Raw genomic sequence first — 24,671 nt, forward strand, 5'->3', positions numbered from 1 at the left:
ATCACTAATCACTAATCACTAATCACTGATACTGTATATACACCGGCCTTGGCACCAGCTTCAGCACATCGGCAGGCTGCATTTCTTTGGCGGCGCCTGATTTCTGTGTGTCATTTTTATAGAAAATTTTGAAGCCGGTAAACTGCACAGGCTCGCGGTAGATGAATTGCTTGTAGGTGTTCACCTTCTTTGCGGCACCACCCCAGCCATCCATATCCATCACCACCTGCACCTCGGGACGGAGTTTAATTTGCTTGTAGTTGGTAACCATGCCCTGTGTAAACCGGTGCACCACCAGCATTTTAGGCGGCAGATTGTGCTTTTTTACCAAGCCCGCCAGGTAATCGGAAACATAGTTGATGTCGGCGGCATCATAGGTGCCTACAACAGCGCCGGGCCGCTGGCCGCCTTTCATTGAAAACTCGGGATCAATCCCAAAATGCACGTTGGGCAGGGACAGGTATTTTTCAAACTCAGGCACTTCCTGTTGGAGGGAGCTCAGGCCCACCTGGATATCGATGAATACAAGGGCATTGATTTCTTTGGCCCAGTTGAGTACTGTATCTATCTGGTGGTGGGGCATCCGCAGCCGGTAGTTGCCACCTTTGCCGGGTTCGCTTTGCGCCGTTATGGCGATATAATGCAGGGCAGGTACTGCAGGAATGGTGCTATCGGCAGCCGTCCATTTTTTCACTTCAGCCTGAAGGCGACGCAGCATTTCCGCTTTGGGAAACTCACCAAGCGCTCCCATACGGGTAGAGTATAAATTGCCATAATAGCTCACGACCCTATTGAAAGGCAGCACGGCGCCGGCCTTGGGATAGTCGTGTTTTACCGGCCAGCGGCCCGTTGTGTCTCCGGCATGGATGTGCTGCATCAAACGGTTGTAACGCACGGTATCCAACTTGGGTTCTGCTACAGGTTTGGGCTTTGAGGCAACCGCCTCTTTCCGCTCAGCTTGTGCAATCCCGCTTTCCTGTGCCTGCGAGGCATCGCGGCAGCCTCCCGATATCAACAATGCGGCAAGGGGCAAACAATTCAGTATTGTGTTGTTCATGTGTACTTAGCTATTTCGTAGGGTGCAAAAAGAAAGCCAGCCCTGCAACAGGCAGGTCGGCAGAATGCGAATATCCTTATCTTCCGCCACGATTTAATTAACCATATAAAATCATTGCGTGCACATGAACTGCAAAGCTTTGCCCACCCTTTTCCTGGCCACCCTTCTTGCCGGTGGCACCAACCATGCATTTGCCCAGAAACCAGAAGACACCGAACAGTGGAAACCAGTGCCCAAAACAGTAGTTACCAAAAGCTCTGGTCAGGCTCCCGCAGATGCCATCGTTTTATTTGATGGCGATAACCTCAACCAGTGGCTGTCGGTAAAAGACAGTACCCAACCTGCACAGTGGACCGTTAACGGCGATGTGTTTACCGTTAAAAAAGGCACGGGAAATATCCGCACCAAACAGGCTTTTGGCGACTACCAGTTGCACCTGGAGTTCCGTATTCCCAAAAACATTACCGGTAAAGGACAGGGCCGCGGCAATAGCGGTTTGTTCCTTGCCAGCATCGGCCCCGGCGATGATGGTTATGAACTGCAGATACTGGACTCTTACCAAAATGAAACTTATGTAAACGGCCAGGCCGGTTCTATTTACAAACAAACAGCTCCCCTTGCCAATCCTACCAAGGCACCCGGTGAGTGGAACCTGTATGATATTGCCTGGAAAGCGCCCCGCTTTAAAGCTGATGGCAGCCTGGAAACACCGGCAATGGTTACCGTTTTCCTGAACGGCGTGCTGGTGCAAAACCACACCATATTGCAAGGTCCAACCCAATATATTGGTAAGGCTTCGTACAGGAAAGCACACGGTGCTGCGCCCATCAAGCTGCAGGACCATGGTGATCCCAGCGAGCCTATCTCCTACCGCAATATCTGGATCAGGCCTATTTAATATTTGGTGCTACTTGCAAAACCCGCGACCTTGTTGCGGGTTTTGTTTTAATATCTTGTTGAAAACGCATGTCATGAAAGACCTGTTTTCGGGCCACTCAGCACAGTATGCACAATACAGACCCGGCTACCCACCCGAACTGTTTCAATGGTTAGCGGATAGTTTACCTGCACAAAAAACTGCATGGGATTGCGGCACCGGTAACGGGCAGGTGGCCACCCTGCTGGCACCCCATTTTGAACAGGTTTTTGCCACCGACATCAGCAGTGAACAACTGGCGCAGGCGCCGAAAGTTGCCAACATCACTTACAGCCAACAACCTGCCGAACATACCAACATCCAAGATCTTTCTATTGACCTGGTTACTGTTGCACAAGCCATACATTGGTTTGACTTAACTGCCTTTTTTACCGAAGTAAACCGGGTTGCCCGGCCAGGAGCTAGACTGCTGGTTTTAGGTTATGGTTTACTGCAGGTAAACGAAAACATCGATGCCTTGATCAAACAATTGTACACACAGGTATTAGGTCCTTATTGGGCGCATGAACGGCGCCTGATTGACGAAGGTTATAAGAGCATCCCCTTTCCGTTTACCGAGTTAACCCTGCCCCAGTTCCCTAATCTTTACCAATGGAATTTGCAGCACCTGTTGGATTACCTCCGTACCTGGTCGGCAGTAAAGCAATACCAAAAAGTAAACGGCACAGACCCGGTAACTATAATGAAAGCGGATTTCAGCAAGGCTTGGGGGCCTGGAGCAACAGCAACCATTTCCTTTCCCCTGATAGGCAGGCTAGGTGTTATTGACGGACTATAAAGTAAAGGCTGCCATTTTGAATTTGCACACGACCGGCGCCAGGCCTATCTTCATCAAAACCCATAAACATGGCAACCAGAATTTTTGTCAACCTGCCGGTAAAAGACCTGCAGGCTTCCATTCAGTTTTTTACCAGTCTTGGCTTTTCCTTTAACCCACAGTTTACCGATGAAACGGCTACCTGTATGTTGATTGGCGAAAACATTTTTGCCATGTTGCTCACAGAAGAACGTTTCAAGGATTTTACCAAAAAACCTATTGCCGATGCCAAACAAACCACCGAAGTACTCCTGGCATTGGATGCACCCAGCCGCGAAGCCGTAGACACCATGGTGCAGCAGGCAGCAGAGGCCGGCGGCACTATATATGCTGAACCCCAGGATCATGGCTGGATGTACGGCCATAGCTTCGCCGACCTAGACGGGCACCAATGGGAAGTCATGTTTATGGACGAATCGGCGTTGCCACAGGAAGAGCGGGAAGCTATAGAAGCGGGGACTTAGGAAAAGTGTTAGGATAAGGCTTAGGTGAAGGTTATGCGCATTATACCATTTTCAAATGGGTAGTTCAGCAATAGGGGAATAAGTCATGCCGAAATAAGTTCAGCATGACAATCGCCTAACGTGCAAACCGAACTACTTAATTGAAAAGAGTATTAGTTGCATTTTTCTAATCCTTTCGTCCAAACCAGCAATCACTGGCAAATAAAAAAAGAAAGCCGCATCCTTTGATGCGGCTTTCTTTTTTATGGTATCAGTTACCGGGGATTAAACCGGATACTTGTTACCGCAGGTTCGTGCCGTTCGCCGGCTTTGGCGGAGCGGGCAACAATATACAGGGTATGCATCTTGTTGTCGGTAACAGGTTGAATATCTACCTTGATACCGGCGCCACCACCAGTGGCACTGGTGGGCAGTCCGCCGGCAAGGGCACCGCTACCAATCTGCTTACCATCAGGTGCATCCAGCCTTACTTCGAAAGCATAGCCATAGAGCGGCGCCTTGCCCCAGTTCAGGTTAATGTCCAGGCTGCCGATACCCGACAGGTCGATATTGTTGAATGCAAACCAACCACTGCCCTTGGGGAAGATGAGCAACTGGTTGCCGCCATTGTCCATCAGGTTAAAGCCCTGGGTTTTGGCTACCGCACCCATACCAACCGTATTGCTGCGCAGCGCAATGCCGCTATGACTTTCCAAAGGCCTGATGCCATTGCTACCCTTATCGGTATAAGATGCAGAGATCACCAGCATGCCATTGTCTTTGGCAGGCTTGCCCAGGGTGGCAGGTACCGTGCCATTTGCAGGCAGTGATTTGTTCAGGGCACTACCACCGGAAAGAGAGAGGATATAGGCAACAATTTGCCTTGCATCAGTTGGCTTCAGGTTGGGGTGCGCCGGCATCGCCGTTTCGCCCCATACACCTGCGCCGCCCCTGATAATTTTATTTACCAGGTGGTTTACGGCGCCGCCATCTTTTTGGTATTTCTGCGATACCGCTGTATAGGCAGGACCTACAGATTTTTCTTCCAGCTTGTGGCAGGCTTTACAATCCAGCGACTGCACCAGGTTCTTACCCATCATAGCTTCGGTGAGCACCTGATGGCCCATGTTGGCGCCAGCCTTATCGGTGCCTTCTACATAGTCGGCCGAAACAAGCAAGGCATCGGGTGCAGCCTGGCTGCCGTCTTCCTTATCAGTATAGGTAACTGCATATGCCACCGGCTTGCCGGGGAAGTAAAAGGTCTTATTGCCAGTAACTGTTACGTTGATATCCGGTGCGGCATTGCCGGCAAAAACAGGAACGGTTTCACTCTGGGTTTTGGAGCCATCCTTGTCCTGCACGGTTACACTCAGGGCGTACTCTCCTGCCTTGTCGAAGTTGTGCTCCAGGCGGGGCTCGCTGGTTTCTTTGGTCTGGCCATTGCCGAGATTCCAGATGTATTTCAGTTCTTTTTGCTCGGGGTCTTTGGCATCAACGGTAGCCACTACTTTCAACGGCAGCGCTCCCGATGTGCGGTCCACTTTGATACCGGCTACTTTGGGTGCCAGATTGCCGCTGTTATAGTCGATGCGTGAAAGGGCAGCATCGGGATTCTTGCTAAACCAACCACTTCCATACTCCAACAGGTACAGTTTACCATCGGGACCCACTTCCATGTCAATGAGTGCATTGAACTTGGTGTTACCCATAAAAGGTTCCATTTTGTCAAAATCGCCATTCTCCTTCATGGTTACCGCTTTGATCCAGCCGCGGATCCAGTCGTAGATCAAGAGCTTGCCATCGTAGTAATCAGGCAGACGGGTTTCTTTGGGGAACATGCTGGTATAATACACTGGCCCAGCCATGGCATTGCGGCCGCCAGTGGCAACCTGCGGAAACTCCTTGGAGGCAGCATATGGGTACCAGATGAAAGGCGGCGCTACAGGGGGCAGTTCCTTGATACCGGTGTTGTTGCGCGAATTGTTAATCGGTTTATTGGGATCAAAAGCAGCACCCGTGGCACCTGTTTCGTAATTGTACTCGTGGTAAGGATAGTTGTTTCCTACAAAAAGGGGCCAGCCAAAGAAGCCTGCCTTGCGTGCCTGGTTCAGTTCGTCGTAACCACGCGGACCTCGGGTATCCAAACTATCTGCGGCTGCATCTGGGCCTACTTCACCCCAATACAGGAAACCGTTCTTCTGGTCTACCGAAATGCGGTAGGGGTTCCGGTTGCCTTGTACATAGATTTCGGGGCGGGTGCCGGCAGTGCCCTTAGGATAGAGGTTGCCTTCAGGAATTTCATACGATCCGTCTTCCTTGACACGGATGCGCAAAATTTTACCGCGCAAGTCATTGGCATTACCCGATGTGCGGCGGGCATCGTACTGCTCGTGGCCCGGAGCATCATTCAAAGGCGCATAGCCATGGTTCACATATTGCTGTCCTTTTTCATCAAAGGGTGTTGAGTTATCGCCGGTAGAGAGGTACAGCAAACCTTCGTTATCAAAAGCAATGGAGCCGCCGGTATGACAGCAGATTTCGCGTTGCGAATACAACTGCAAAACAACCTGCTCGGATTGCATATCCAGTTTGTCGTTAACAAACTTAAACCGCGACAGGCGGTTCACCGAAGTATCGGCAGGCGAATAATAAATGTATACGTAGTTGTTCTTGCTGAAATTGGGATCCGCTTTCAAACCCAGCACGCCTTCTTCGGCATTTACTCCTGGCGTATTAAGGGTTTTAAAATACACATTCAGGAAGCCTGCCTGCTTCATGGCGGAATCACCATTTTTATACAAAAGGATCTCACCACGGCGCTGGGCTACCAGGATGTCAAGGTTGGGCAACACGGTCATTTCCGTAGGCTCATAAAACTGGCCACCGGCAAGCATCGTTTTGTTGAAGCGCTCTTCTTCGGGTACCTTGGCGGTGCGTGCCTTATCGAAGTTGAGTTCCTTATTGTCGCCAACAGCGTATTTGATGCCACCTGAAATATGCTTCAGCACTACCGGATCGCTAAAAGACTCGTTGGTATGACCCAGGTTGGTATACCAGGCACGGCCACCGTCATAGTCATGGTACCATGCCATGGGGTGGTTGCCGTTCATATAGCCACCCTTAAAGGAAGCTTCATCCACGGTGAGCAGCACGTTAACGGTGCTGTCCATCTTTTTAAAAGAATAAAATTCATCGGTGTGGTTAAACTTGGCGGGCATGTCTTTCATACCGGGACCGTCTTTTTGCACCACAGCAAAACTTCCGGGCTGCACGTTGGGAAAGCTGTCGCGGATACCGGGATGGGTTTCAAAATAACCACCCACCAACCGGCCGTACCAGCCCCAGTCGTACTCGGTATCGGCAGCTGCGTGGATACCTACAAAACCACCACCCGACTGGATGAAGCGTTCAAATTCGGCTTCCTGGTAATTGTTCAACACATCACCTGTTGTGCTCAGAAAAACAACGGCTGCATACTTCTTGAGTGAATCTTCGGTGAAGTATGCTGCGTTGGTAGTAGTGTCTACCTCAAAACCATCCTGGGTACCCAGCTTTTGCATGGCGGCTACACCAGCAGGAATGGACTCGTGCTGCCAGCCATTAGTTTTACTGAATACCAACACACGAGGCTTGCCCGAACGTTTGTTACAGGCAGCAAATAAGAGCGAGGCAGCAAAAAGAAACAATACAAAAATGCGGAGCGAGGGCTTTCGTTTCACGGTGTTACGTTTATATGGCATCTAAAAGGCACGTGAATATAAGCCATTGAGCGCAGTAAAATACAAGCGCAAAAAGCTTTGTGTCGTTCTGGCACAAAGAAAACCCTTTACACCTGCAAAAACTTAAACAACAGTTGCTTGCTTTTGCACAAATTTACCCTGCACACCCTGCAGTAATAATCCTAGCAGCACCACGCCAAGTGCGCCGATGGCATTAAGCCATAAAAAGCTTACATCAGGCAAGAAGCTAAATAGGGAAACCTGCTCATTGAAGAATAAAACAACGATGAACAATTCAACGACCACCGCCGACCAGAATGCTGCCTTACCTCCTACTCTTTTACAGTAAAAAGCAAGGAGGAAAATACCGAGTATCACCCCGTAAAAAAGCGAACCCAATACATTCACCGCCTCTATGAGGCTTTGCCCAAGCTGGTTGGCAAATTCGGCTACGAGCACGCAAAACACACCCCAGCCAAAGGTGTACCACCTAGACACCTGGTACTCCTGCTCCGGTGTTTTGGCACCGGTAAACTGCTGGTGAAAATCGCAAACAGTGGATGCCGCCAGCGAGTTGAGTGCAGCGGCTATTGAGCCCCATGCCGCAAGGAAAATGATCGCTACTAACAAGCCGCGTAATCCTGCCGGCAGGTATTCTTTTACAAAAGAGAGGAAGACATAATTGGTATCATTGGTATCACGGCTGCTGGCTTTTTTTCCTAAAGCTTTAAAAGCATCCCGCACCTCAGTGGACTGTTGATTGAGGGCAGAAAGCTGGGTAGCGAGTTGTGCTTCCTCCACTGCTTTCCCCGACTTCACCGCCTGTGCAAACGCAATGGCTGCCTGCTCTTTTTGCCCCGAAATGGTTTTGTATTGCTGCTCCAACCGGGAGAGGGAATCGGCATAGGTTGAATTGCGCACATCTTCCACCAAACCGCTATTGAAAGAGATTGGCCCGCCGTTGAATTGGTAAAACGAAAAGATCAGTACGCCTATGAGCAGGATAAAAAACTGCATTGGAATTTTTACAATGCCGTTCAGCAGCAACCCAAGTCTGCTTTCGGTATTGTTCTGGGCAGTGAGGTAACGCCCTACCTGGCTTTGGTCGGTACCGAAATAAGACAATGCCAGGAAGAAGCCACCAATGATGCCGCTCCAAATGTTGTACCGGTCGTTCCAGTTGAACTTGCCGTCTTCAACACCAGTAGTAATGATATTGAACTTACCCAGCTTGCCGCCAATATGCAGGGCATCCACAAAGCCAATTCCGGAAGGCAGCAGGTGCACCACCATGTACCCCGCAAGAAACATGGCGCCAAAGATGATCAGGAATTGTATCTGCTGCGTATAAGCCACGGCCCTTGCGCCACCACTAACAGTGTAGATAATGAGCAGGCCACCCATCACGATATTGGTATAAAAAATCTCCCAACCAAAAAGTGAAGAGAGAATAAGCGCCGGTGCATAGATGCTGATGCCAGTAGATAAGGCACGCTGCAGGAGAAAGAGAAAGGATGTTAACAGCCTGGTCTTTTTATCAAAACGCTGCTCCAGGAACTCGTAGGCAGTAAATACTTTAAGCCGGTTGAAGAGGGGTACAAAGGTGATACAAATCACCACCATGGCCAAAGGCAAACCAAAATAGTATTGCACGAACCGCATGCCATCGGCAAAGGCCTGCCCGGGAGCAGAAAGAAAGGTAACGGCCGACGCTTGGGTGCCCATGATGGACAGCAGTACAATCCACCACGGCATGCTGCGGTTGGAAAGAAAATACCCTTCCAGGTTGCGGCTGGTGCGGCTTTTCAGCAGGCCGTACAATATAATTCCTGCGAGGGTTACGGATAATACCAGCCAGTCGATCCCGTTCATGCAAAATATTTAGTGAGCCAGTAGAAGATGCCAATGAGCAGGGCCAGGAAAGCAATTACTAGGAGGTACCATCCTTTCCAGGATTTAAAGAGCGGTATGTGTTCTTTGGGTTCGGTCATAATATTTCACGCAAAGTCGCAAAGTAAGGAAAGGCGCAAAGGCTTTTATTTACAGTTAGATAAAAGAGGAAGAACAGGAAGTAGCTAAAGTTCAATTGCACCCAATAATTTCTTAATGCTCTTTAGAAAACACCAATATGAATACTTTCTTCAACTGATTACAGAACGCTATTCCGGAGCAATTCCCTTTATTTATCTCTTAGAGTTTACCCATTGCAAAATCATTTTTGCTGGCTTTGCTCCTTTGCGTCTTTGCGAGAAAAACCTACCGCCTCCTCGCCAGTAAGCCCGAAGCCAGTATCCCCAGCACCAATCCCAGTATCAATCCCAGTTGCACCCGCTTGATGGCAAACCCGATCAGGTATCCCAACAGCACGATGAACAAAAAACTGATATTCGCCCGCTTATTATCTGGCTTTCGCTTATCATCCATTTAAAATGCTTTCTTGTTATTAAGCGCAATCAGGTTGGCCATGAGGCGGTAGGCACCCGGAACACCTGCAGGCAACTCGCGGAAAAAAACCAAACCTGTATAGGTGAAAAAGCCTTTACCATATTTGGCAATCATCAGGCTGCCGCCGTCGCTGCTTTCACCGGGGTCGCTCATGCCCAGCACTTTTTCAAATGCAGGATCAGGGCTGGTGCCGTGGTAAATACTGCGTTCCTGTATCCAACCTTTAAAATCATCGGCACCGATCTTATTGGGAAAGTTCAGCACGGGATGGTTGGGCAGCAGGAAGCTGACTGCGGCATTTTCATCCGTTACCCGGTTGCGGGTAATGTCGAATGGGTAAGGTGCGATCCTGGCTTTCAGCGGACCTACCTGCGACGAGGTATTATATTGCACGATCAGGTTGCCGCCTTCCTGCACATACTGCATCAGTTTTTCGTACTGCGGCTGTAGCCAATCGTTGGTATTATAAGCACGCACCCCCGTAATGATGGCATCGTATTGCTGCAGGTTGTTGCGCAGCAATCCTTTTTCATCCAACACCACTACTTCATACCCCATCTCTTCCAAAGCAGCAGGCACTTTATCGCCGGCACCCGTAATATAGCCAATGCGTTTACCTACCGTCTTTAAGGGAAAGTGAAGCATTTTCACATCATCGTTGTAGAAATACCGGATGGTGGGAATATGATCGTAATTGATGCTGGTAGTAGAAAGGTAGGCCTCCTGTTCATTGTTGCCTTCCTTAATGGTGGCAAAAGCCTGCAGTGCGTCCCTCTCCCTACCCTCAACCTGCTTTGGATCGATGGTGAAATTGAAAGTACGGGCCGCATTTTTTTCCAGTGCCAATGGCTGGTAAGGCTGCGTTATTTCCTTGTCGGAGCTGCGCACGGCTACTGCCGCCGAAGCCTGTAGCCTTCGGTTGGCATTAAGCTGTACCTGCATGGCCTTCGGCTGTTCGGCACCTTTGGGATAAATCATCAGGTCGGGGGTACTGAACACGGTTGCTGCCGGCATTACAAATACAGGTTGCAGCAGTTCGCCCTTTACAGGATCGGTGTACTTGTATTGCACCGGCAAATTGAATTGCACGGGCACTCCGGCAATGTCGAGCGAGAAGCTGGCGGTAAAAGCCGGTGTAATATCGGGCTGTCCAATCAACTGCTGGTCGCGGATGGTGAACATGCCCTCCTGCATTTTTTCGCGCAGCCAATAAGGTTGGGTATTGGGCAGTTCGGGAGCTACATACACATGGTGCACAAAACCAATATTGCGGTTGGCGGGCAGGGCGGTATTCAACAGCGTATCCCTTCCTGCCAGTGAAAAGCGGTTCCATTTCACCGGTGCATCGTTGCGGTTAATCACGTTGATGCCTACCCGAAGCGTATCACCTTTCACGGCGTTTTGGACGGAGGTGGTGGCTTCCATAAACAAACCACTGCACCAGGCCATCAGTTGCCGAACCTCGCCCATCTTCTGGTTGCGCCAGTACCCTTCGGGCAGCTTTTCCAAGGCCTTGTAAATAGCCGCCAGCTGCGGCAGTGATTTTTGGGGTTGTAAAAAGTCGAAGCTGGTACTGGCAGCCTTGATTAATGCAGCTACTTCTGCACCACCTGCAACCCTTTTCCAGTCTGTTTCAACACCTTCAAGAATATCGCTGGTGGGCGCGGAACCTCCGGTTGTGGCAAAGTATTCCATTGCGGCGCCCCGGCTGCGCGGCACGCCAAAACCTTGGCTTTTGTGCTGGCTGCGGCTTTCGGCAGCTATCTCGCCATAGCTTTTACCCAGCACGGGGTTAAAGCCACCAACATCAATGGTAAACTGGTCGGGGCGCTGGGTATTGTTGCCGCCAAAATTGAAAGTATTCCACAGGATGCGTTTTGCCTGCCATGGCTGTACCCATTTTAACTGATCGGGAAAACGCTTGGGATCGGCAGCAGCCTTAAAGGCTTCATTGGCCAGGATGGCCGATGCCGTGTGGTGCCCATGACCACCTTCGCCTGTGGTGGGAAAACGGGTAATGATCACATCGGGCTGGAAGCGGCGGATGGTCCAAACAACGTCGGCCAGGATGGTTTCGCGGTCCCATTTGGTAAAGGTTTCCTGTGGGTTTTTGGAGAAACCAAAATCAAAGGCGCGACTGAAAAACTGCTCGGCGCCATCGATGCGGCGTGCAGCCAGCAGTTCCTGGGTACGGATCATGCCCAATGCCACTCCCTGTTCATCACCAATAAGGTTCTGGCCACCGTCGCCCCTTGTCAGCGACAGGTAGCCGGTGCGGTACAGCCGGTCTTTCGACAGCCAGGTAAGCAGGCGGGTGTTCTCATCGTCGGGGTGGGCGGCCACGTACAGCACCGAACCCAGTACATTGAGCTTCTTCAGCCCTAAAAAAATATCTGCGGAAGTGACGGTTTGCTGGGCTTTGGCGGCAAAGCAACACAGCGCAAGACCAATAATAGCAAGCGTTTTTTTCATTCAGCCGGCGGTGGGGTTTCAGAGTGCCAAATAAAAGGAAAAGAAATGAAGCAAAACGGGAAGGGAAGTTAAAAGTCCTAAATAGGGTAAACCCAACAGGTCTTTAGAATACACCTGACAGGCTTTCGGGACACACCTCACAGGTCTTAAAGACCTGTGAGGTGTGTGAAAACAGGGGGCATAAAAAAACCTTGAAGGTTTGGGAAACCTTCAAGGTTTAACTGGTTTTAGAACAAACCTATAAGGTTTTTAAAACCTTATAGGTTTACCGAATGAAAAACTTTGAAGGTCTGTGCTTACTGCCCTACCTGGAAAACCGCATTGCAAAACATCAGCTTGCCGTTTTCCCAGAAGCTGCGGAACAGCACGTTGTCGGCCAGGTAGGTAATGTTACCGCGACCCACCTCCTGGGTACCATAGAGCAGGCCATCCTGTAAACGCTTCTGCAGTTTGTTGCCTACAAAGCCATTTACCAGGCCGCCCTTTTTGATCACGCCTACATTCCAGCCATCTTCTTTGATGAACTCGTAAATATTATCATCCTGCTTAAGGGTATAGTAGTAGTTGGGATAACCAAAACCAAGCGGGTGGGTATTATCCAGGTCCACTTTATAAATGGAGCCGGGCGTGATGTTCTGGATATAATCGCGCTCCCTGCTTTCAAAACGGGATAGCGAGGTATATGGGTCTTTATCTGCAGTTGAGTCCGCTTTTTTCAGCTTAATGGCCCAATCCAGCCGGCTCAGTTGCGCTACCGCTCCTTCCAAAGCCACCAGGTTGCCGCCACCTGAAATCCAGGTACGCAGTTGCTCGGCGGAGGCTTTGTCAGAAAGGAAACGATAATTGCCATCGGGCAGGATCACCACGTCGTAATCTTTCCAGTTAAAGCGGGCAAGATCGGCCTGGTTCACCAGGGTTACGGGGTATTCCAGCACCTGATCGAAGAAATGCCAGATTTCACCGGCACCCAGCGAAGAAGTGCCTTCACCGGTTACCAGGGCTACCCTGCGGTTTTTGAGCGGTACCACTTTGGAAGAACCAAAATCATTGCCCTTATCTACAAAACCGGTAGCTACAGGGGTTAGCTGCACACCGGCAGCATCTGCCAGGCTGCGCACGGTTTGCCACAGGTTAGGCTGGTACTGGTTACTGGTTTTTATGACTACAATGGCACCCCGCTCAAACTGCTCGTTGCCGATGGTAAAGGGGTTACCCGCACTGCGCAGGCGGATACCGCGTTGCATCAGCTGACCCGCCAGTTTGGCGCTGGCCACACCATTCCACCGTATGATATATGCGTAAGGATCTGCGGCAGGGTTGTTTACCGTTGCCACTGCTGGTGCCGCATCAAAGGCTATCGGCGTCCGGCTGGCGAAGGCTTTGAGCCCATATACATAAGGCATGGACCAGGCAGTAATATCATAAGTATTGGAATCAACTACGGTGGTGCGGGGCTCGAACAGCACATTTACCAGGGTACCTTTTGCCTGGTTGGTAGGGATAACCAGGTCGCTGCCGGTAGCGGCAAATGCCTCTTCCTTACCATTGTCGAAGTTGAAACCACGCAGGTTGGCACTGCGGGCAATACCATAACGAATGCCATTTTTATCCAACAGCTGGCGCAAAGCCTGGATGCGGCCGGCATCCTGGGCAGAGTATTTTACCACGTAAGACTTGTATGCACCCACGCCATTGGTTGCGGCATTGCGGTGAAAGCTCTGGAACTCACCCAACAGGCGGCCGGCATTTTGCGAACCCACTTCGATGGTGCTCAACCCGGTGGTAAAATGGTGCAGGGCACGATCAACCAGGGTCAGGGTATCACCCTCATCGGTAAGCACACCCAGGCCACCGGCGGGGCCACCACCCTGCTCGTAGGTCATGCCAATGGAGCCGTTGAAGATGGGATAGCTGTCGCCATATGAAGGATAAAGCAGGTCGAATACTTCCTTGGTAAAATAAAGCCAGCCTTTTTCATCAAAATACCTGGCGTGATTGCGGCCAATGGTTTCCTGGAAAGAACGCTGCCAGGGCGTGATCACTTCGTGGTAGGGCTGTGCGGCCGGTGCGAAATAATAAGGCTGGTTGACACCCTGCTCGTGGAAATCCACATGGATCTGGGGCATCCACTGGTTGAACAGCTTCAGGCGCTGCTGGCTTTCCAGCTGCGTTTGCCAGGCCCAGTCGCGGTTGAGGTCAAAGTTGTAGTGGTTGCTACGACCACCGGGCCAGGGCTCGCGGTGTTCGCGGGCTTCCAGTGCGGGATTGTACTGGCGGCCTACCACGCTGTTGAACCAGTTCACATAGCGGTCGCGGCCATCGGGGTTAAGGCAGGGATCGAGCACAACCACCGAGTTTTGGAGCCAGGTTTTGGTGCGGGCATTGTTGGGGTCTACCAGGGCATAGAGGGTCATCATGGCCGCCTCGGAAGAAGAGGTTTCGTTTCCGTGTACATTATAGGAAAGCCAGGTAATTACCGGCGCATTGGCAGTGCTCCCGCTTTCTGCTGTTGCTAAACGTAAGTTGTTGGTGCGAATGGTTTCCAGGTTGCTGATATGCTGCGGCATCGACACATAAGCCACCATCAGGGGGCGGCCTTCATTGGTTTGTCCATAGGGCTGCAGCTTCATCATATCGGGCTTCTGCGCCGCCACATGGCGGAAGTACTCCACGATGCGCCAGTGCGGGGTATAGCGTGTGCCCACCTTATAACCCAGAAACTGCTCCGGGCTTTGCAGTTGGGCCGCACACCAGTTGGCAACCAGCAGCAGCAGAAATAAGGGCGAAAAACGTTTGGTCATGTGAACAGTTTGTGCGGCAATATTACAAAAGGCAGGGCAGGGATAACCTACTTTAGTTGGGCATCAAAACTATTGGGGAGAAGATGTTATTTATTAAAGCGGGGAAGGCTGCATACACCCTTGCGGCCTCCCCATATCTGATTACATTCGCTACCCGATCCTTTTACGTTCATGAAGCACAAAATATTTACCGTCCTCGTGGCAGCGGCAGCAAGTTTGCCCCTGGCTGCCCAGCAAACCACCATCAATCCTTACCAGTACCGCATCCAAAAAGAAGTAAGCGCCCGCAAGGGTGCCGTAGTGTCGGCACACCCGCTTGCCAGCCAGGCGGGCCTCCTGGTCATGCAAAAAGGCGGCAACGCCTTTGATGCTGCCATCGCCACCCAGCTGGCACTTGCTGTTGTTTACCCCAATGCGGGCAACCTGGGCGGTGGCGGCTTTATGGTGGCCCGGCTGGCGAACGGCAAAACCATTTCGCTCGACTACCGCGAAACCGCCCCTGCTAAAGCGCACCGCGATATGTACCTCGATGCGCAGGGAAATGTGGATGGCGACAAAAGCGTCAACGGCCACCTGTCGAGCGGTGTGCCGGGTACCGTTGCCGGCTTGTTCGAAACATTGCCTTATGCAAAGCTGCCTTTCCGCACCCTGATTCAGCCAGCCATCGACCTTGCTGTAAAAGGGTTCACCATCAGCCAGCGAGAAGCCGCTTCACTTAACGGCTTGCAGCAGGACCTGAAAAAATACAATACTCAATCCAATGCCCTGATGCGTGACAAACCCTGGCAAGCAGGTGATACCCTGTTTCAGCCGGAGTTGGGCGCTACCCTGTTGCGTATCCGCGATGAAGGAGCAAAAGGTTTTTACGAAGGAAAGACTGCCGCGCTGATTGTTGCGGAAATGCAAAGAGGCGGAGGCCTTATTACGCCCGACGACCTTAAAAGCTATAGGGCCAGATGGCGCACACCTCACCGTTTTATGTACAAAGGCCACGAGGTAGTATCCATGCCCCTGCCCAGCAGCGGTGGCATCCTGTTGCACCAGATGCTGAAGATGGTGGAGAACAAACCCCTTCCCTCCTATGGCTTTCTTTCGCCCATGGCTACCCACCTGATGGTAGAGGCGGAGCGCCGCGCCTATGCCGACAGGGCGGAGTTTATGGGCGACCCCGACCATGTGGCGGTACCGGAAAAACAGTTGACCAGCGAAGCCTATATAAAGATGCGGATGCAGGATTATGTAGCGGGCGTTGCAGGCAAAAGCAGCCAGGTGAAACCAGGTGTGGTAAGAAAGGAAAGCGAGGAAACGACCCATATATCTATTATTGATGACAGGGGCAATGCAGTAGCGGTTACTACCACCCTCAACAACTCTTACGGCAGCAAAACCTTTGTAGGTGGTGCCGGATTCCTGCTCAACGACGAGATGGATGACTTTTCGGCCAAACCCGGTGTACCCAATATGTATGGCGCCGTGGGCGGCCAGGCCAATGCCATTGCACCCGGCAAAAGAATGCTTTCGAGCATGACGCCAACATTGGTACTAAAAGGCGGCAAGCCCTTCCTGGTAGTGGGCACACCCGGCGGCACAACCATCCCCACATCGGTATACCAAACCATTATTGACATCATCGATTTTAAACTTCCAACCGCCAAGGCCGTTAACGGTCCTAAGTTTCACCACCAGTGGCTACCCGATGAAATCGCTACCGAGCCCTCCTTTCCCGAAAGCACCCGGAAACGCCTGGAACAAATGGGGTATAACTTAAAGCAAAGGGGCGCCATTGGCCGTACCGAAGTGATCCGGGTATTGCCCAACGGCAGCTTCGAAGCAGTGGCTGATGGACGGGGAGATGATAGTGCGGCTGGATACTAAGGGTAATTGAGCGTTGAATGATTTCACTCATACACTTGACACACCTGAACTTAATAAAGCAACAAGCAGCTCAACATGGTTCCTCCCATAAAAGCAGCCAAAGCAATAGTGATTATCCTATTGCCCGTAATTACTTTTCACCTTTTGGTGCTAACGGGCATCATCCCTTACACTATTGTGTGGGGTGGCCGGCTGCAAACACAAAGTGAAATGCTCCGTTTTGAAACAGTTTCCATTGCCATCAACCTGCTCATGGTCATGCTAGCGGCAGTAAGGGCCAACTGGTTGCGGTTGGCCCTGCGGCCTGTACTGGTACAGGTGGGACTATGGTTGATGGCGGGGCTCTTCCTCCTCAATACCCTTGGCAACCTCTTTTCCACCAACCGTTGGGAGCAGGTAGTTTTCACACCACTCACCCTGGTGCTGGCCCTGCTCAGTTTTTGGGCTGCAAAGGGCGCACCCAAGGCTAAACCTGCCGCAATCAACTGAGTTTGGCCCCAGGGCTTCAAGTCCTTTATAGGGTTAACAAAGTCATTAGCGCAATCTCCCGATATTTACCGGAACAATTTTTTTACATGAGAACACTGATTTTACTCCTAACCCTTTTCCTTATGACAGACATACAGGCCCAGCAGCCCGGGGCGGGCGGTAAAAAGTTCTCTTTAGTTATCCATGGCGGTGCCGGTACCATCCTGAAAAAGAACATGACGCCTGAAAAGGAAAAAGCTTACCAGCAGGCCCTGAATGATGCCTTGCAGGCGGGGTATAAAATATTGAACAGCGGCGGCTCGGCACTGGATGCGGTTGAAGCAACTGTACGTGTACTGGAAGACTGCCCCTTGTTTAATGCGGGCAAGGGTGCCGTTTTTACCAATGAAGGAAAGAACGAACTCGATGCTTCCATCATGAATGGTAAAAATCTGGCAGCTGGTTCGGTAGCTTCTGTTACCACCATCCGCAACCCCATAACTGCGGCCCGTGCTGTAATGGAGCGTAGCCAGCATGTGATGATGGTGGGTGCAGGAGCCGAAAAATTTGCCAAGCAACAAGGCCTTGAGATCGTAGACCCTTCTTATTTCTACACCGAAGAACGCTGGCAAGGACTGCTAAAGGTGCGTGCCGAGGACCCCGACAGCGTGGCCCTCGACCATGGCAATAAAACAAAAACTACCGGCATGCTGAAGCAACCCGAAAACCGCGACTATAAATATGGTACCGTTGGAGCCGTAGCTGTAGACATGCAGGGCAACCTGGCAGCAGCCACTTCTACCGGCGGTATGACCAATAAAAAGTTTGGCCGTATTGGCGATGCCCCCATCATTGGCGCAGGCACTTATGCCGACAACAATACCGTTGCGGTGAGCTGCACTGGCTGGGGCGAATTCTTTATCCGCCTGTCGGTAGCGAAAACCATAAGCGACCTGATGGAGTATAAAAACTTTACGGTGAAACAAGCCACCGATGAACTGATCCACAAAAAAGTGCCTGCCCTTGGCGGTGACGGCGGACTGATTGCTGTAGACAAAAATGGCAATATCGCCATGCCTTTTAATACCGAAGGCATGTACCGTGGTTATATCAAACAGGATGGCAAACCGGTGATCGCGATTTACAAGGACTAAAGACGGGTTGCAGGTAGGTGATCCCAGGTTGGTTTATCATTCAATAAAACCCAATCCTTATCAAGCAACTGCAAAGCGGGATTTCATAATAAACCTTCCTCCGCTCCGTTCTCCCATTTGGTTATTTTTACCACCAAATTTTTAAAAGCCTGAAACGTTTTTTTGATATCACCGGTCGTGTGCTGCTTTCCCTGGTACTGCTAATACTGCTGGTGCTGGGGTTTTTGCATACCGAATGGGGACAGAACTACGTGGTGCGGCAAGTAACGCAAAGGCTTTCCCGTGACCTCCGTACCCGCATTGCCATTAATAACGTGGAGATTGGATTCTTCAACCGGCTGAACCTGGAAGGCGTGCTGGTGGAAGACCAGAGAAAGGATACCCTCCTTTATGCCGGCGCACTCACGGTGCGCATCACCGACTGGTTCTTTCTGCGCGAAAAGGCGGAACTCAAGTACATAGGGCTGGAAAATGCGGTAATCAAACTGCAACGATCGGATTCCGTTTGGAACTACCAGTTCATGGCCGACTATTTTGCATCGCCGGGAAGTTCGGGCCCGAAAAAGAAATCGGGTATTGAGCTGGACCTGAAAGAGGTAGAGCTGCGCAACGTATCCTTTTTGCAAAAAGACGGATGGGTTGGCCGTGATATGGCCGTTCGGGTGGGCGTAATGAACCTGGATGCCAACCAGCTCAGTATTACCCAACAGGTCATTGATATCAATAGCCTGGAACTGGTACGGCCTTACTTTTCCCTGTTTGATTATGACGGGAAGCGGCCACCCAAACCCATAGCCGCCAAACCTGCAAAGGATAAGGATACCACCAGTGGTCCTTTCAATGCCGACAACTGGCGCATGGCGGTGCGCTATATTTCGTTGAAAGATGGCGCTTTCCTTTCCGACCAGGACAGTACCCATGCCACACATACTTATTTCGACGGCGCCCACCTGGGCTTCCGGAAAATTACCGGCACCATTGAAGGCGTAAAGCTTGTAGGGGACACCCTGCGTGCCCGGATGAACCTGTCGACCAAGGAACGCAGTGGTTTTACGGTAAATAAAATTGCCGCAAACTTTCGCCTGCATCCCGGTATGATGGAGTTTGCCAACCTGGAACTGCGCACCCCCGAAAGCATGCTGGGCAACTACTTTGCCATGCACTATCCTTCCATCAACAGCATGAAGGATTTTATACATGCGGTGCAGATGGATGCCAATTTTCGAAACAGCACCATTCACAGCAACGATCTTGCTTTTTTTGCTCCCGAACTGCGCAGCTGGAACCGTACCCTGCGCATCAGTGGCAAGGCGGAAGGAACCGTAGATGATCTTTCGGCCGAGAACGTGATTGCTACCGCTGGTGCCAACACCTTTTTTGCCGGCGACTTCAGCCTGGTGGGATTGCCCGATATCACTACCACTTTTATCAATGTAAAAGCCAACCAACTCCGCACAACTTATACCGACGCGATTAGCCTTGCTCCTGCCCTGCGCCGGGTAAGCACACCCAACCTGCGGCAACTGCAGTTCCTGCGGTTCAATGGCAACTTCACCGGCTTCCTTAATGACTTTGTAACCTTTGGCACCATACAAACGGCGCTGGGCACCGTGGTCTCCGATCTCAACATGAAATTGCCTGCCGGCAAACCACCCGTATACTCCGGTTCGCTTTCCACCTCAGGTTTCCGCCTGGGCAGTTTCCTCAACGACACAAAGCTGGGCAAACTGAGTTTTGCCGGAAATGTAAAAGGCAGGGGCTTTGAATGGCGCTCCCTTAATGCAAACCTCGATGGCACCATCAGGGCCATTGAATACAACGGCTATAATTTTCAGAACATAACCGCTAAGGGAAGGGTGGCCAACCGTACCCTTGATGGTGATTTCATTATCAAAGACCCCAATGCCGACCTGCGTATAAGAGGCCTGGTAGACCTGGCCAGCAAGGTTCCCGTTTTTCGCGCCGAAGCGCAGATAGACTATGCTAACCTGCGCCTGCTGGGTATCACGCCACAGGACCTGGTGCTGAAAGGAAACTTTGACCTCGATTTCAGGGGCAATAACCTGAACAACTTTGTGGGCCGTGCCCGCATCACGGAAGCTTCCCTGCTTCGTGATGGACAGCCCCTGCCCTTCGATTCGTTGACCCTTACTGCCAGCATTCGTGATGGGGTCAAGAACCTGCGGGCATCTTCCAATGAACTGGACGCCGAAATCAATGGCCGTTATGACCTGGCCTCCTTGCCCGATGCGTTCACGCTTTTTTTGAACCGCTACTACCCTTCTTATATCCGGCCGCCCCGTAGGCAATTGCCGGCGCAGTCCTTTTCCTTCCGCATTACAACCGGCATCATTGAAGACTATATCAAACTGCTGAACCCCAACTTTACCGGTTTTAATAATAGCGAGATCAGCGGGATGCTGGACCTGGACTCCAACAAGATGCAGGTGCGTGCCGATGTGCCCCAGGCAGGTTTCAAGCAATACGCATTTTCCAATGTGGCGCTTAATGCTGATGGCAACCTGGAGCGGCTGATGCTTTATGGCAGTGTGGACAATGCCGTGGTGAGCGACAGCCTTAACTTTCCGCATACTACCCTCAGCATTACGGCCAGCAACGACCTGTCCACTGTTAACCTCAATACCGTTGCCAACCAGACCATCAACAGCGCGGCGCTGGCAGCGCAGGTGCAAACTTTTGAAGATGGTTTTAAGGTATTGCTCCAACCCTCGCAATTTGTCATCAATGGAAAAATGTGGACGGCACAGGAAGGCGGGGAACTGGATTTCCGGAAGAATACCGTGGTGCAGGGCGCCGTGGTGCTGCGCGAAACAGACCAGGAGATCCGGCTGGCAACCCAGCCTTCGGGGATTGGCAACTGGACGGACCTGACGGTTAACCTTACCCGTGTAAACCTGGGCGACCTCTCGCCGCTGCTGTTGAAACAAAACCGGGTCGATGGTTTGTTGAACGGCGAAATACTTGTGGAAGACCCGCAAAACCGGCTGAACGTTATCACCAACCTGCGCACCGAAGCCTTGCGCCTGGATAATGACTCGATAGGTTCGGTACTGGCGGCGATTGGGTATAACAATACCACGGGTTTATTAGCCGGAACGGTGGACAGCGAAAATCCCGACCAGCAGGTTTCGGTGGAGCTTGCACTCGACCTGATTGATAGCAGCAACCAGCACCAGGACCGTATTTCGGTAAAAGCAAAAGATTACCCCGTAAAGATTTTAGAACGCTTTATTGGCGGGCTTTTCTCCGGGCTGCAGGGCACCACAACGGGACAACTGGATATTTTGGGCGAGGGCGCCAACCGCGATTTTGTGGGCAGGGCACAACTGCACAACGCCGGGCTGAAAGTAAATTTCACGCAGGTGTTTTACCGGCTGGATGATACAGAGATCGTACTCCGGGAGAATGAAATTGATTTCGGCACCATCAAAATGCGCGACTCACTGGGCAATACCGCCACCATGCGGGGCAAGATCGGGCACGAAGGGTTTCAGAACATGAAGTTTGACATCCTGGTGCGAACCGATAACAAGCCCATGGTACTGCTTAATACCACCTACCAGGACAACCAGACTTTTTATGGCAGGGCCATGGGTACCGGGTCTTTCGAACTTACGGGCAGGCAGGATGATATGTTCATGAATATTGACATGGTGGCTTCCGATAAGGACAGCTCTTATATCACCCTGCCGCCGGGTGAAAGCCGGGAAAATGGACTGGCCGACTTCATGGTGGAGCGCAAGTATGGCCGCGAAATGACGGAAGAAGAACTGCGCGGCAACAGCACCAATCTAACCTACCAGGTAAACCTCACGGCCAACCCGATGGTAAATATTGAGGTGATCCTGGACGAACTGACCGGCGATATCATCAAGGGCCGGGGTACGGGTACCCTGTTCATTTCGGCGGGCACCACCGAACCCCTGAATATCAGGGGCCGTTACGACATTCTGGAAGGATCTTACCTCTTTACATTCCAATCCTTTTTCAAAAAGCCATTCACCATCCGTCCGGGTGGCAACAATTTTATAGAATGGACCGGAGATCCATATGGCGCCAACATCAAATTTGATGCGGTGTACCGTGCCGAAAAGGTAAGCTTTGCGCCCCTGGTGCAGAGTGGGCTGGTGCCCAGTGCCGCAGGCAATGTAAACGTGTCCAATTTCAGGGGCGATATCAACGTGGTAGCCAAGCTCACCGGCGAGCTGTTCAAGCCTACCTTTACTTTTGAATTGGAGTTGCCGCGTTCGCTGGGTACAGCCAACGAGTTTACCTATGCCATCCAGCAGATTGAGAAAAACCCCAATGAACTGAACAAGCAGGTTACCTACCTCATCGTATTCAACTCCTTTGCGCCTTTTGAAAACGGCACCAACCAGGGCGGTCAGTTTAACGAACTGGCTTACAATACCATTTCGGGACTCTTTTTTGGCGAGGTAAACAAACGCCTGAACCAGCTACTGTCGAAGGTGATCAACAACAATGACCTTACGTTCAATTTCTCCGGATCGCTGTATAACCGCGACCTGGTGAACTCCTCGCGCAACTTCAATATCAACCAGGGCGACGTGAACCTGAGCGTGGGCAAGGGTTTCTTCGACGATCGTTTTATCATCACATTTGGCAGTACGCTGAACGTGCCGCTTCAAAGTACGCTCCAGCAAACGGTACAATACCTGCCTGATGTAACAGCGGAATGGCTGATCAATGAAAGCGGCACCGTACGGGCAACTTTCTTTTACCGGCAAAACCTCGATTTCTTCGGCGGATCTTCAGCAGGCGGTGGCATCCGCACCACCCGAACGGGTGCTTCTATTTCTTACCGGAAGGAGTTCGACTCCTTAAAGGAATTCTTTTTCAATAAAAAGAAAGGACGGTTAAAAGCGCAGGCGGCTTTGGATAGTTTGCCCTCAGGTACAGATTCGGTGAGGCAGTAATACAGCTGCAGGCATTTAGGTACAAGCACCCCCAATTGCTCCACTAAGTTTTGGAAAAGGATTGATAGGTGACCATGCACTACGCAAAAGCCCCGCACGTTTGTGCAGGGCTTTTGATGGTTCGATAGGCAGCAAAACCAACATTTTTTTCTTTTAACCTGGATGCTTATTACGCTCAATGCTTGCAGCTTGAAGCTAATTTTTTAGGCGCCTATTCAACTGATCTTAATGCAATTCATGTCCCAACTTATCCCGCTTGGTGGCCAGGTAGCGTTCGTTGTGGGGGTTGGGTGCAACCTTGAGGGGAACATTATCCATTACCTCCAAACCATAACCAATCAGTCCTACCCGCTTGCGGGGATTATTGGAAATCAGGCGCAGCTTGGTGATACCCAGGTGACGTAGTATTTGCGCACCCACGCCATAGTCGCGCTGGTCCATTTGAAAACCCAAGTGGAGGTTGGCTTCTACGGTATCCATGCCCTGCTCCTGCAGGCGGTAAGCTTTCAGTTTGTTCAGCAGGCCAATGCCGCGGCCTTCCTGGTTCATGTACAGGATACAACCCTTACCTTCCTGTTCCACCATTTCCATGGCGCCATGGAGTTGTTCGCCACAATCGCAACGCATGGAGCCCAGTATGTCGCCGGTAAAGCAGCTGGAGTGCACCCTTACCAGGATGGGCTCGCCGGGTTCCCAGCTGCCTTTTATGAGGGCAAGGTGTTCGTTGGATGTATTTTTTTCCTGGAAGGCTACCAGCTTGAAGTGGCCGTGCTTGGTGGGCATATCCACGCTTACAATCTCTTCGATCAGGGAATCGCGTTTGATGCGGTACTCGATCAGGTCTTTTATAGAAATAATCTTGAAGTCGAATTTCCGGGCAATCTCCTGCAACTCGGGCAGACGTGCCATGGATCCGTCATCGTTGAGGATTTCAACCAGTACACCGGCGGGCTCAAATCCAGCCAGGCGGGCAAGGTCAATGGCAGCCTCCGTATGACCGGCACGGCGCAGCACACCGCCTTTTTTGGCTCTTAAGGGAAATATATGGCCGGGGCGGCCAAGGTCATCCGGTTTGGTAGCAGGATCTACCAGGGCCCGGATGGTAGCGGCACGGTCGTGGGCCGAAATACCCGTGGTGCAGCCATGACCGAGCAGGTCCACAGAGACGGTAAAAGCGGTTTCATGAAGCGCGGTATTATTGTTCACCATCATCTCCAGCTTCAGTGCATCGCACCGCTCCTCCAAAAGGGGAACGCAAATCAGGCCGCGGCCGTGCTTGGCCATAAAATTTACGACCTCGGGCGTAATGTTCTGTGCTGCCGTTATAAAATCACCTTCGTTCTCGCGGTCCTCGTCGTCCACCACAATCACCATCTTGCCTGCCTTGATATCCGCTATCGCACTTTCTATGGTATCCAGCATTTCGGAAATTTTCGCAAAGGTAACAAGGAAAAGAAGGCAAGGGTTCAGGTGGCAACGTTAATTGTGGAAGGCCGGATTTTGAGATTTCAGATCTATGATTTCG

The 24,671-nt window shown here is 51.3% G+C and carries 15 protein-coding genes; 7 read left to right on the plus strand and 8 right to left on the minus strand.

The features are described from left to right. Window positions 1-22 precede the first annotated feature (22 nt). Window positions 23-1,057, minus strand: a complete 1,035-nt coding sequence (locus BUE76_RS15750) for a hypothetical protein (RefSeq protein ID WP_073047777.1) — start codon at window positions 1,055-1,057, stop codon at window positions 23-25. 124 nt (window positions 1,058-1,181) lie between these two features. Between BUE76_RS15750 and BUE76_RS15755 the strand changes: the two genes are divergently transcribed. From BUE76_RS15755 to BUE76_RS15765, 3 genes are all read left to right on the plus strand, one after another. Beyond that, entirely contained in the window at window positions 1,182-1,955 is a 774-nt protein-coding gene (locus tag BUE76_RS15755) for a 3-keto-disaccharide hydrolase (protein ID WP_073047779.1), read from the plus strand. A gap of 73 nt (window positions 1,956-2,028) precedes the next feature. Next, a complete protein-coding gene (locus BUE76_RS15760) occupies window positions 2,029-2,772 on the plus strand; it encodes a class I SAM-dependent methyltransferase (protein WP_073047782.1) in 744 nt (247 codons plus the stop codon). A gap of 68 nt (window positions 2,773-2,840) precedes the next feature. Then, entirely contained in the window at window positions 2,841-3,275 is a 435-nt protein-coding gene (locus BUE76_RS15765; RefSeq protein WP_073047785.1) for a VOC family protein, read from the plus strand. A 254-nt stretch (window positions 3,276-3,529) separates the two neighbouring features. Here BUE76_RS15765 and BUE76_RS15770 read toward each other — a convergent pair whose 3' ends face one another. The 6 genes from BUE76_RS15770 to BUE76_RS15785 form a co-directional block, all read right to left on the minus strand. Further along, a complete protein-coding gene (locus BUE76_RS15770) occupies window positions 3,530-6,973 on the minus strand; it encodes a ThuA domain-containing protein (RefSeq protein ID WP_245798424.1) in 3,444 nt (1,147 codons plus the stop codon). A 123-nt stretch (window positions 6,974-7,096) separates the two neighbouring features. Continuing rightward, the gene (locus BUE76_RS15775; protein ID WP_073047790.1) at window positions 7,097-8,845 is read right to left on the minus strand and encodes a sodium:solute symporter; all 1,749 of its coding nucleotides are present in this window, start codon (window positions 8,843-8,845) and stop codon (window positions 7,097-7,099) included. After that, window positions 8,842-8,964, minus strand: a complete 123-nt coding sequence (locus BUE76_RS25305; RefSeq protein ID WP_262485779.1) for a hypothetical protein — start codon at window positions 8,962-8,964, stop codon at window positions 8,842-8,844. The genes BUE76_RS15775 and BUE76_RS25305 overlap by 4 nt, the downstream gene beginning before the upstream one ends. A gap of 265 nt (window positions 8,965-9,229) precedes the next feature. After that, a complete protein-coding gene (locus BUE76_RS24530; RefSeq protein ID WP_158069985.1) occupies window positions 9,230-9,397 on the minus strand; it encodes a hypothetical protein in 168 nt (55 codons plus the stop codon). Next, window positions 9,398-11,890, minus strand: coding sequence for a PIG-L family deacetylase (locus BUE76_RS15780; protein WP_073047793.1), 2,493 nt, complete (start codon window positions 11,888-11,890; stop codon window positions 9,398-9,400). A 296-nt stretch (window positions 11,891-12,186) separates the two neighbouring features. Continuing rightward, entirely contained in the window at window positions 12,187-14,691 is a 2,505-nt protein-coding gene (locus BUE76_RS15785; RefSeq protein ID WP_073047797.1) for a M14 family metallopeptidase, read from the minus strand. Between the two features lie 171 nt (window positions 14,692-14,862). On the opposite strand from BUE76_RS15785, the gene ggt reads away from it, so the two are divergent. The 4 genes from ggt (at window position 14,863) to BUE76_RS15805 (ending at window position 23,146) form a co-directional block, all read left to right on the plus strand. Continuing rightward, window positions 14,863-16,566 carry a gamma-glutamyltransferase gene (ggt, locus tag BUE76_RS15790; RefSeq protein ID WP_073047800.1) on the plus strand — a complete coding sequence of 568 codons (1,704 nt, stop codon included), beginning with the start codon at window positions 14,863-14,865 and terminating at the stop codon, window positions 16,564-16,566. 75 nt (window positions 16,567-16,641) lie between these two features. Next, a complete protein-coding gene (locus tag BUE76_RS15795; protein WP_073047803.1) occupies window positions 16,642-17,055 on the plus strand; it encodes a hypothetical protein in 414 nt (137 codons plus the stop codon). A 122-nt stretch (window positions 17,056-17,177) separates the two neighbouring features. Continuing rightward, a complete protein-coding gene (locus BUE76_RS15800; protein WP_245798425.1) occupies window positions 17,178-18,188 on the plus strand; it encodes an isoaspartyl peptidase/L-asparaginase family protein in 1,011 nt (336 codons plus the stop codon). A 179-nt stretch (window positions 18,189-18,367) separates the two neighbouring features. After that, a complete protein-coding gene (locus BUE76_RS15805) occupies window positions 18,368-23,146 on the plus strand; it encodes a translocation/assembly module TamB domain-containing protein (protein WP_073047809.1) in 4,779 nt (1,592 codons plus the stop codon). A gap of 225 nt (window positions 23,147-23,371) precedes the next feature. Here BUE76_RS15805 and BUE76_RS15810 read toward each other — a convergent pair whose 3' ends face one another. Beyond that, window positions 23,372-24,568 carry a bifunctional 3,4-dihydroxy-2-butanone-4-phosphate synthase/GTP cyclohydrolase II gene (locus BUE76_RS15810; RefSeq protein ID WP_073047812.1) on the minus strand — a complete coding sequence of 399 codons (1,197 nt, stop codon included), beginning with the start codon at window positions 24,566-24,568 and terminating at the stop codon, window positions 23,372-23,374. Window positions 24,569-24,671: the final 103 nt, after the last annotated feature.

Origin of the sequence: Cnuella takakiae (genome assembly GCF_001953305.1) — a bacterium.
Taxonomy (GTDB): domain Bacteria; phylum Bacteroidota; class Bacteroidia; order Chitinophagales; family Chitinophagaceae; genus Flavisolibacter; species Flavisolibacter takakiae.

What these genes read in the sequence shown, in the direction of transcription:
- BUE76_RS15810 (WP_073047812.1), bottom strand. Translation starts at nt 24,568, where the DNA reads ATGCTGGATACCATAGAAAGTGCGATAGCGGATATCAAGGCAGGCAAG.
- BUE76_RS15780 (WP_073047793.1), bottom strand. Translation starts at nt 11,890, where the DNA reads ATGAAAAAAACGCTTGCTATTATTGGTCTTGCGCTGTGTTGCTTTGCC.
- BUE76_RS15765 (WP_073047785.1), top strand. Translation starts at nt 2,841, where the DNA reads ATGGCAACCAGAATTTTTGTCAACCTGCCGGTAAAAGACCTGCAGGCT.
- BUE76_RS15755 (WP_073047779.1), top strand. Translation starts at nt 1,182, where the DNA reads ATGAACTGCAAAGCTTTGCCCACCCTTTTCCTGGCCACCCTTCTTGCC.
- BUE76_RS15800 (WP_245798425.1), top strand. Translation starts at nt 17,178, where the DNA reads ATGACAGACATACAGGCCCAGCAGCCCGGGGCGGGCGGTAAAAAGTTC.
- BUE76_RS25305 (WP_262485779.1), bottom strand. Translation starts at nt 8,964, where the DNA reads ATGACCGAACCCAAAGAACACATACCGCTCTTTAAATCCTGGAAAGGA.
- BUE76_RS15775 (WP_073047790.1), bottom strand. Translation starts at nt 8,845, where the DNA reads ATGAACGGGATCGACTGGCTGGTATTATCCGTAACCCTCGCAGGAATT.
- BUE76_RS15750 (WP_073047777.1), bottom strand. Translation starts at nt 1,057, where the DNA reads ATGAACAACACAATACTGAATTGTTTGCCCCTTGCCGCATTGTTGATA.
- BUE76_RS15760 (WP_073047782.1), top strand. Translation starts at nt 2,029, where the DNA reads ATGAAAGACCTGTTTTCGGGCCACTCAGCACAGTATGCACAATACAGA.
- ggt (WP_073047800.1), top strand. Translation starts at nt 14,863, where the DNA reads ATGAAGCACAAAATATTTACCGTCCTCGTGGCAGCGGCAGCAAGTTTG.
- BUE76_RS24530 (WP_158069985.1), bottom strand. Translation starts at nt 9,397, where the DNA reads ATGGATGATAAGCGAAAGCCAGATAATAAGCGGGCGAATATCAGTTTT.
- BUE76_RS15785 (WP_073047797.1), bottom strand. Translation starts at nt 14,691, where the DNA reads ATGACCAAACGTTTTTCGCCCTTATTTCTGCTGCTGCTGGTTGCCAAC.
- BUE76_RS15795 (WP_073047803.1), top strand. Translation starts at nt 16,642, where the DNA reads ATGGTTCCTCCCATAAAAGCAGCCAAAGCAATAGTGATTATCCTATTG.